This window comes from Mesorhizobium sp. M2A.F.Ca.ET.037.01.1.1 (genome assembly GCF_003998075.1).
Lineage (GTDB): Bacteria > Pseudomonadota > Alphaproteobacteria > Rhizobiales > Rhizobiaceae > Mesorhizobium.
Genome location: NZ_RZSA01000215.1, coordinates 1 through 7,834 on the forward strand (window position 1 = coordinate 1; position 7,834 = coordinate 7,834).

The 7,834-nt window shown below is 63.3% G+C and carries 8 protein-coding genes and 1 pseudogene; 5 read left to right on the plus strand and 4 right to left on the minus strand.

Features of this window, described 5'->3' with window-relative positions:
- Positions 1 to 5 precede the first annotated feature (5 nt).
- Positions 6 to 485: pseudogene (locus EOA27_RS13190) on the minus strand (glutathione-dependent disulfide-bond oxidoreductase); the annotation flags it as partial.
- A 232-nt stretch (positions 486 to 717) separates the two neighbouring features.
- Here EOA27_RS13190 and EOA27_RS13195 point away from each other — a divergent pair.
- Both EOA27_RS13195 and EOA27_RS13200 read left to right on the plus strand, forming a co-directional pair.
- Complete coding sequence (locus EOA27_RS13195; protein WP_126083285.1) at positions 718 to 1,620, plus strand: S1C family serine protease; 903 nt, start codon at positions 718 to 720, stop codon at positions 1,618 to 1,620.
- A 6-nt stretch (positions 1,621 to 1,626) separates the two neighbouring features.
- A complete protein-coding gene (locus tag EOA27_RS13200) occupies positions 1,627 to 2,559 on the plus strand; it encodes a LysR family transcriptional regulator (RefSeq protein ID WP_127256379.1) in 933 nt (310 codons plus the stop codon).
- Between the two features lie 27 nt (positions 2,560 to 2,586).
- Here EOA27_RS13200 and EOA27_RS13205 read toward each other — a convergent pair whose 3' ends face one another.
- Positions 2,587 to 3,324, minus strand: a complete 738-nt coding sequence (locus tag EOA27_RS13205; RefSeq protein WP_126083283.1) for an SDR family oxidoreductase — start codon at positions 3,322 to 3,324, stop codon at positions 2,587 to 2,589.
- A gap of 104 nt (positions 3,325 to 3,428) precedes the next feature.
- Positions 3,429 to 3,863, minus strand: a complete 435-nt coding sequence (locus EOA27_RS13210; RefSeq protein ID WP_126083282.1) for a type II toxin-antitoxin system HicB family antitoxin — start codon at positions 3,861 to 3,863, stop codon at positions 3,429 to 3,431.
- 420 nt (positions 3,864 to 4,283) lie between these two features.
- On the opposite strand from EOA27_RS13210, the gene EOA27_RS13220 reads away from it, so the two are divergent.
- Complete coding sequence (locus EOA27_RS13220; protein WP_126083281.1) at positions 4,284 to 4,865, plus strand: YdeI/OmpD-associated family protein; 582 nt, start codon at positions 4,284 to 4,286, stop codon at positions 4,863 to 4,865.
- 170 nt (positions 4,866 to 5,035) lie between these two features.
- Here the strand turns inward: EOA27_RS13220 and EOA27_RS13225 are convergent, their stop codons facing one another.
- The gene (locus tag EOA27_RS13225; RefSeq protein WP_245491083.1) at positions 5,036 to 5,416 is read right to left on the minus strand and encodes a hypothetical protein; all 381 of its coding nucleotides are present in this window, start codon (positions 5,414 to 5,416) and stop codon (positions 5,036 to 5,038) included.
- Between the two features lie 304 nt (positions 5,417 to 5,720).
- Here EOA27_RS13225 and EOA27_RS13230 point away from each other — a divergent pair, with 304 nt between their 5' ends.
- Both EOA27_RS13230 and EOA27_RS13235 read left to right on the plus strand, forming a co-directional pair.
- Positions 5,721 to 7,094 (plus strand): adenylate/guanylate cyclase domain-containing protein, encoded by a 1,374-nt coding sequence (locus tag EOA27_RS13230; protein ID WP_126083279.1) that lies wholly within the window; start codon positions 5,721 to 5,723, stop codon positions 7,092 to 7,094.
- Positions 7,095 to 7,358: 264 nt separating this feature from the next.
- On the plus strand, positions 7,359 to 7,834 hold a 476-nt coding region (locus tag EOA27_RS13235), incomplete at its 3' end, for an SDR family NAD(P)-dependent oxidoreductase (protein WP_127256381.1).

Here is a 7,834-nt window from a genome sequence, read left to right on the forward strand (position 1 = left end):
GCCTAGGCGTAGAAATGGCCGAAGCCGCCGCCGAGATAGGGCGCCGAACCCATCTGCCAGAACAGCCAGGAGAAGGTTTCCGCGCGCGCCGCGCGCTCGGTGGGCAGGAATTCGCCGAATTTTTCCGCGAGATAGGTGAGGATCGAGCCGGACTCGAACACACGCACCGGCTTCGGCTCGCTGTGGTCCATGAGCGCCGGGATCTTCGAGTTTGGATTGACATGGACGAAGCCGCTGCCGAACTGGTCGCCGTCGCCGATCTTGATCAGCCAGGCATCGTATTCCGCGCCGGTGTGGCCAAGCGCCAGAAGCTCCTCGAGCATGATCGTCACCTTCTGGCCGTTGGGCGTGGCCAGCGAGTAGAGCTGCAACGGGTGCTTGCCGACCGGCAGTTCCTTCTCATGCGTGGGGCCGGCGATCGGCCGGTTGATCGAAGCGAACTGGCCGCCATTGGGCTTGTTCCAGGTCCAGACTTTCGGCGGGATATTGGTCCATGTCGGAGGCCTTGTGTTTCGCGCAGGGCGGAGCGTTTCGTGAAGGGCGGGAAATCTGCCACGATGCCGATAGACTTAGGTGCGGTTGCGCGCGCGTCAAAGAAAAAAGTTCAACCTTCGTTGAACTACCGCTTGTGCCAGCCCCGCAACGGGAAAATCCACCCTTGCGCCGCGCTCCTTCGGCCATACTTATAGAACAAAACCCGCAACGCAGGATGGATCGATGACCGTCGAGAAAATTTCGCGCTCCGTCGTTGCCGTGCGCGCCACGGTTCCGGACGATGCTTTCACCGCCAATGCGCTGGGCACGCGCCGCGAGGGCAGCGGCGTGGTGATCCGCGACAATGGCCTTGTGCTCACGATAGGCTACCTCATCACCGAGGCCGAGGAAGTGTGGCTGACCGATCAGGATGGCCGCGTGGTCGCCGCGCATGCGCTGGCCTACGACCAGGAGACCGGCTTTGGCCTCGTGCAGGCGCTGTCGCCGCTCAACCTTCCGGCTGTCCAGTTAGGCGATGCCAGGAAGGCCAACGTCGGTGACGCGGTGACGCTTGCCGACGGCATCGGCCAGCAGGTCGACGCCCACATCGTCACCAAGCAGGAATTCGCCGGCTATTGGGAATATCTGATCGACGAGGCGATCTTCATCGCGCCCGCGCATCCGTCCTGGGGCGGGGCGGCGCTGTTCGACCGCGACGGCAAGCTGCTCGGCATCGGCTCGCTGCGGCTGCAGATGAGCCGCGCCGGCGAGGTGGCCGACATCAACATGGTGGTGCCCATCGATCTTCTGACGCCGATCCTCGATGATCTCATCAAGCGCGGCCAGGCGGCGAAAGCGCCGCGTCCGTGGCTCGGCGCCTTCTCGGCAGAGTCGAACGGCATGGTGGTGGTGATGAGCGTCGCCGAAGGCGGCCCGGCAGCCAAGGCGGGCCTGCGCCAGGGCGACATCATCTCCGACGTGCGCGACGGTGAGGTGGACGGCCTGGCCGATTTCTACAGGAAACTCTGGCAGAATCCGGCCGGCTCGGAAATCCCGCTGCGCGTCGTGCGCGACGGCCGCGAGACCTGGCTGCGCGTCAAATCCGCCGACCGCAATTCCTTCCTTAAGAAGCCGCAACTGCAGTAGCGCCGGATGCATCCAAGGCTGCTGAAAGCCTTTCTGGCGGTCGCGCGGACGGGCAACGTCACGCGCGCCGCGCAGGAGGTCAATCTCGCCCAGTCGAGCGTCAGCGATCAGATCCAGGCGCTGGAAACCGAGCTTGGAGCCGGCCTGTTCACCCGCTCGCGGCAGGGGCTCACCCTGACGCCGGCGGGCGAGGCCCTGAAACCCTATGCCGAGGACCTGCTGGCGCTTGCCGACGCCGCCCGCGCCGCCGTCGATGCCACCAAAGCCGACATGGCAGGCAGCCTGTCGATCGGCGCGCTGGAGACGATCGCCTCGGCAAGGCTGGCACCATGGCTCGCCCGTTTCCGTGCCGCCCATGCCGGCATCGACATCAAGCGCCGGATCGCCGGCAGCGGCGACTTGCTGCGCAGGCTCAGCGATGGCGAGATCGATGTCGCCTTCTGCTTCGAGCGGCCGCCTGAGCTCGATACCAGCGCATCCGACCAGCGCCTTGCCAGGCGCGTGGTGGCGGTCGAGCCGCTGGCGCTGATCGCGCCGCCTGGCGACAACCATGTGGATGTCGACCTGGCGACGCTGGCCGAGAAGCATTTCGTTGCCACCGAGACCGGCTGCGTCTACCGCGCCATGGTCGACAAGGCGTTCGGCGAAGCGGGGCTTGGCAAGCCAAGGCTGGCCGCCGAAGCCGGCAGCATCGACGCCATCGCCGGACTGGTGGCGGCCGGCGCCGGCTTTGGCCTCGTGCCGCGGCTGGCGGTCGCCGCCGCGATCGATCGCGGCGAGGTGGCCGAGCTTGCCTGGCCCGGCCCGGTCCGTTCCGCCGACATCGTGATGGTCTGGCGTCGCCGCCGCGTCCTGCCGCCGTCGCTGAAGGCGCTGTTCGAGCAATTCCAGGAAAAGTGTGCAACGGTTTTCCGTCCGGAATTGCGCAAAAACAAATAGCCGCTGCAGGAGAGGGCTTCGCGCCGGTCACACCAGCCGGTGGCCGCCCTCGACATGCAGCGTCTCTCCCGTCGTGAAGCCGTTGCCGATCAGGAAGCGGATTGCATCGGCGATGTCTTCCGGCTTTCCGACGCGTCCGGCGGGTAACCGCTCAGCCATCGCGGCCAGAGTCTCGCCCTTCCGGTCGCCGGCGACGAACTCCCAAATCGGCGTGTCGACCCAGCCCGGCGAGACGGCGTTGACGCGGATCGGCGCCAGCTCGACCGCCAAGGCTCGCACCAGCCCCTCCAGCGCCGCATTGACGGCGGCGACCACCGAGCCGCGCGCTGCCGGCCGGTAGGCCGCGATACCGGTGACGAAGGTGAGCGAGCCTGTCGGCGGCAGCTTCGGCGCCCCACGCTTTGCGAGCAGCAGCGGCCCGTAAAACTTGCTCTCCACCACTCGCTGCGCGGCCGAAAGCTCGATGTCGGGCAACAGCCGGTAGGCGCCTTCGATCGCGGCCGCGGTGCTGACGATATGATCGAGCCGGCCGATGCGCTCGAACAGCGCCGCGACCTCATCCTCGCGGCTGACGTCGACCACCGCCGTTTCGAGCGCTCCCGGCCGGCCGAGCCCATCCCGCGCAGCATCCAGCTTCGCTTCGCCACGCCCGGCGATGATGACGTGCGCGCCTTCCTGGAGGCAGCGCCTGGCGAGCGCCAGCCCCATGCCCGAACTGCCGCCGACGATCAGGATCTTTTCCATGTCCATGCCTTTCCTTTGCATGGACGGTCATGTGGCAGGCCAACCCGCGAAGCGGAAACGGAAGAAGCCGATAGTGGTATCGGAAGGCCCGATGATGGATCGGCCGCCCAGGCTCGCCGGCAAAGTCAGGCGGCCTTGTGGAACTCCATGTCAAAGCGCAGCGGATGGCCGAGCGCCTTGAACGCCTCCTCGAGCGAGTCGAGCCGTGAATTGTGGTCGAGCCGGAACAGCCGATCGACATGCTCCCGTTGGCATTTCAGCTCGCGCATCAGATCGGCCCGACTCCAGCCCTTTTCCCTCAAGGCCATGTAGAGAGCCGATTTCAGGAAGACGAGCGCCGGGACTTCCACAAACCATCCCTTGCCCTTGGTTTCCTTGAGCGGGAAGGGGATATCATCCCCATGCGCAATTCGGGCGGCGATGGCTTCCTCGATGGCATTGCGTCCATTGCGGCAGGCTTCCTCTTTTGTGCCGCCATACGAGACCACCTCGTCGAATTGAGGCGCCGTAACCAGCCAGGTATCGTTGTCGTCGGGCGTGAGAGCGACTTCATACCACATACACGGTCTCCTCTATTTCAGGCCCAGATCCTTCTTGATCTTCTCGACCAGACGCGTTCCAAGCTCCTTGCCGCCGCCATGCATCGGCAGCTGCGAGACCTTGTCTTTAAAACGAACAGTCAGGTGACCGCTCCCACCGCGGTGGGTTTCAAAAGGTGCATCCCTGCTTGGCGAGCCAGCGCCGGAATTCGCTTGCGTTCATAAAAGATAGCGTATTCCACACATCTGTGGAAGTCAACAGAAGTGTGGGGTTGTTCAAGTCGTTGGAGAATTAGGAGAAATTGTCTTGGGTTAGCGCATCAATTCGAAAAGAGGAATCCGCCAGACCAGCCTAACGCCTGTTGACGGAAACTGGCACCAGCTCTCGCTACAATCGCCGAGGAATCGTCGACACTGCTGGCGGCGAAAAACGAGGTGACAATGGCCCCGATCAAGGTCGATCCGGACAAGGTCCGGGAATTCCCCGATGCGCAAAGCTTCCATGCCTGGCTGGCCGACAACCACGCCTCTGAAAGCGAGGTCTGGATCAAGATCCACAAGGTCGGCTCGGGCCTCGCCTCGATCACGCCGAAGGAGGCGGTCGACGTCGTGCTCTGCTTCGGCTGGATCGACGCGGTGCGCAAGTCGCTCGACGACAAGAGCTTCCTGCAGCGCTACACGCCGCGCGGTAAAAAGAGCATCTGGAGCAAGATCAACATCGACAATGTCGCGCGCCTGGTCGAGGCGGGCCGCATGACCGAGCACGGCCTGCGCGAGGTCGAGGCTGCCAAGGCCGACGGCCGCTGGGACCGTGCCTATGCCGGCTCGAAGGAGATGATGCAGGCCGCGATCGATGCCGAGCCGAAGGCGAAAGCGATGCTGGAAAAGCTCTCGGCGCAAAACCGCTTCGCGCTCGCCTTCCGCACCAACAACATGAAGACCGAGGCGGGGCGCAAGAAGAAGATCGCCGATCTGGTGGCCATGCTGAAGCGCGGCGACACCATCCATCCGCAGAAGAAGTAAGGCATGATCCCGAAAAGTGGTTGCCGGTTTTCGGAGAAGATCATGCCTCACTAAGGCAACCAAAAAACGCCGCCCGGAAGGGAGGGCGGCGTTTTCGGGAAGCGACGATCCTGAACCCTTTGGAAGCGGTCCGGGATCATCCGGTCATGAAGTTCGAAACGCCTCTGGCCTTACGCGGCCTTCTTCGCAGCATGCTTCTTCGCATGGTGCTTGCGCACATGGTGCTTCTTCACGGGATGCTTCTTGGCATGATGCTTCGCGTGCTTCTTCACGTGATGATGCTTACGGGCGTGGTGACGGTGATGCTTGCGGTGATGCTTCTTGTGCGGGCCATTGCTGGCCGGCTTGGCGGCGGTCGCTGCCGGCTTCGCAGCTTCGGTGGTCGCGGCCGGAGCAGTGGTCGTGGTCGTCGCGGCGGCGTTGGCTTCGGTGGTGCCCAGCGATGGCACCGCGAAAGCGAGCGCGACGGCAAGGCCGAGTGCGGAAAGAAGGGTCTTTTTCATAATCGGCAATCCTTGGTTAAGATCGATGTCTGTTGTCGCGCGCCGCAATCGCTCGGCTGCTCCGGCGCCGTTTATGACAGCGGGTTTTTTCGCTAGTTTTTCCGGATTGTTGAATCTTGTTTCCGGATTGTGTCCGGCATTTCCCCGCCCGTGGAACGGGGGCTGCCTGCTGGTGAAAACCCGACGCGAAACGCGCCTTCCGACCGACCCAGGCGGACTATCGGACTCGACGATGGCGTCCGAGCCGCTGCTGGGCTAATGTCGCCGGAACGAGGCCAAAACGGTGTCCGGCTGACAGACCTGTTATTAACACCAGCGTCTGGCGCCACTTAGTACTGGAAGATCAGTTCCGATGCCTACGTTGCTGTCACTGCCCGACGACATATCGATCAAATCGGCGCTCGGGGAATCTGTCCTTGAAGCCGCTCGCCGGGCAGATGTCCCGATCGCCTGCGCTTGCGGCGGCAAGGCCAAGTGCTCGACCTGCCGGATTTGGATCCTCGACGGCGCGGACCGCTGCCCGGAGCGCACCGCGCCGGAGCGCGCCCTCGTGGAGCGGTTGGGGCTTGGCAACAACGTACGCCTGGCATGCCAGCTCAGACCTGACTCCGACATCACCTTCCGCAGGCTCGTACTCGACGAGACCGACCTGCGAATGACCAGTCAGTTGCTCCCGCACAGGTCCACCAGTGCGGGCGAGCTGAAGTCGGTCGTCATTTTCTTCAGCGACGTCGCCGGGTTCACCCATTTCTCCGAAACTTTGACGCCCTACGACGTCATGTACCTGCTCAATCGGTATTTCACTCAGGTCGCTGAAGTCATCGAGCTCAACGACGGCTACATCGACAAGTTCGTCGGCGACGGGCTTATGGCGATATTCGGCGTGCAGGGCCAGGACGATGCACCGGTGCGCGCCGTCAATGCGGCCCTGCAGACCCTTGCCACGGTCGATCGGCTGAAGCCCTTTTTTGCCTCGATGTATGGCATCGAGTTCGATATTCGCGTGGGCTTGCATCTGGGCGAAGCGGTGATTGGCTCGGTCGGATCGCCCGGCAACGAGCGCCTGACGGCTATCGGCGATGCGGTCAATGTGGCGAGCCGGGTGGAAGCGGCCAACAAGGAGGCCGGAACCCGCCTCCTGATTACCGAGACGCTCTATGAACAGGTCAAGGGTGAGGTTGAAATATCCGATTTCATTCGAGTGCGTTTGCGCGGTACCTCCGACCGAATTACGCTGTACGAGATAAAGAAGCTGAAGGTTGAAGCCGAGCGCCGGCTGAACGAAAAAGGCGCGCGGGAGACTATGCAGCTGGGCGGCAAGACCTGGCATCGGACGGTTGCCACGAGCGAACTGAAGGATGGCGACCACAAAGTCATCGAGTTCCAGGCGCTCTATGCCGTGATTTTGCGCAGGGGCGGGCGCGTCTATGCCTTTAACAATGCCTGCCCGCATTTGAAGTTGCCATTCTTCGAGACTGGCTTGCGGGCCAACGGCCACGCAGGACGGGCGAGCATTTTCGGCGAGGACGGCACTCTGGTGTGTCGCTGGCATCACAGCGGATTCGATCTGGATACAGGCGAAATCGTAAGGTGGTGCGAGGCGCTCAATGAGGACGGAACTTCGGCCGGCATGGAGATTCTCGGCGATATTTCAAAGAACCGGGCTCCGCTGCACCTCTTTCCGTGCCGCGAGGAGGATGGCTACATCTGGATCGGTTTCGATTGAGCGTACCGCCAGGTCATCCCAAACGCCCGCCAATCTGCTGTCGGTCCGGCCAGTAAAGTCCTCCAGCCGAGTTGGGACCATTCGGCCCTAGAGCAATTCCAGGAAAAGTCCGTAGCGGTTTTCCGTCCGGAATTGCGCAGAAACAAAGACCGCGCCCGTTCATGAACTGCATTGCGCAATGAGCGCCAATTCGGCGCTTTAATCGGTCGGCGTGATCGATGCCATCTTGGCTGTCGGTAAGAGGAAATTGAAGGAACAGCAGCAATGACCAACACCAAGAATTCCGGCAAGGTGGCCCTGGTCACCGGCGGCAACCGTGGCATCGGCCTGGAAACGGCCCGCCAGCTCGCGGAACTCGGCTTCACAGTGCTCATCGGCGTGCGTGATCTCGCCAAGGGCGAGGCGGCGGCCAGGAAGCTCGGCGGCAAGGTCGAGGCCATCGAGTTGGATGTCGCCGCGCCTGAAGCGGCCGTGAGCGCCGCGGCAGAGGTCGAGCGCCGCTTCGGCCAGCTCGACGTTTTGGTGAACAACGCCGCGATCCATTACGACCCGTCGGCGCAGGCGCTCCAGCCCGACTGGACAGTGATCCGCGAGGCTTTCGAGACCAATGTCTTCGGCGCCTGGCGTGTCGCAGCCGCCTTTGCGCCGCTGCTCAGCGCCTCCGGCCATGGCCGGCTGGTCAATGTTTCGTCGGAAGGAGGCTCGCTTGCTTCGATGGGCGCCGGCGCGCCGGCCTATTC

Bases quoted from the DNA above. Each gene is read 5' to 3' on its own strand.
- EOA27_RS13195 (WP_126083285.1), top strand. From the start codon at position 718: ATGACCGTCGAGAAAATTTCGCGCTCCGTCGTTGCCGTGCGCGCCACG.
- EOA27_RS13200 (WP_127256379.1), top strand. From the start codon at position 1,627: ATGCATCCAAGGCTGCTGAAAGCCTTTCTGGCGGTCGCGCGGACGGGC.
- EOA27_RS13205 (WP_126083283.1), bottom strand. From the start codon at position 3,324: ATGCAAAGGAAAGGCATGGACATGGAAAAGATCCTGATCGTCGGCGGC.
- EOA27_RS13210 (WP_126083282.1), bottom strand. From the start codon at position 3,863: ATGTGGTATGAAGTCGCTCTCACGCCCGACGACAACGATACCTGGCTG.
- EOA27_RS13220 (WP_126083281.1), top strand. From the start codon at position 4,284: ATGGCCCCGATCAAGGTCGATCCGGACAAGGTCCGGGAATTCCCCGAT.
- EOA27_RS13230 (WP_126083279.1), top strand. From the start codon at position 5,721: ATGCCTACGTTGCTGTCACTGCCCGACGACATATCGATCAAATCGGCG.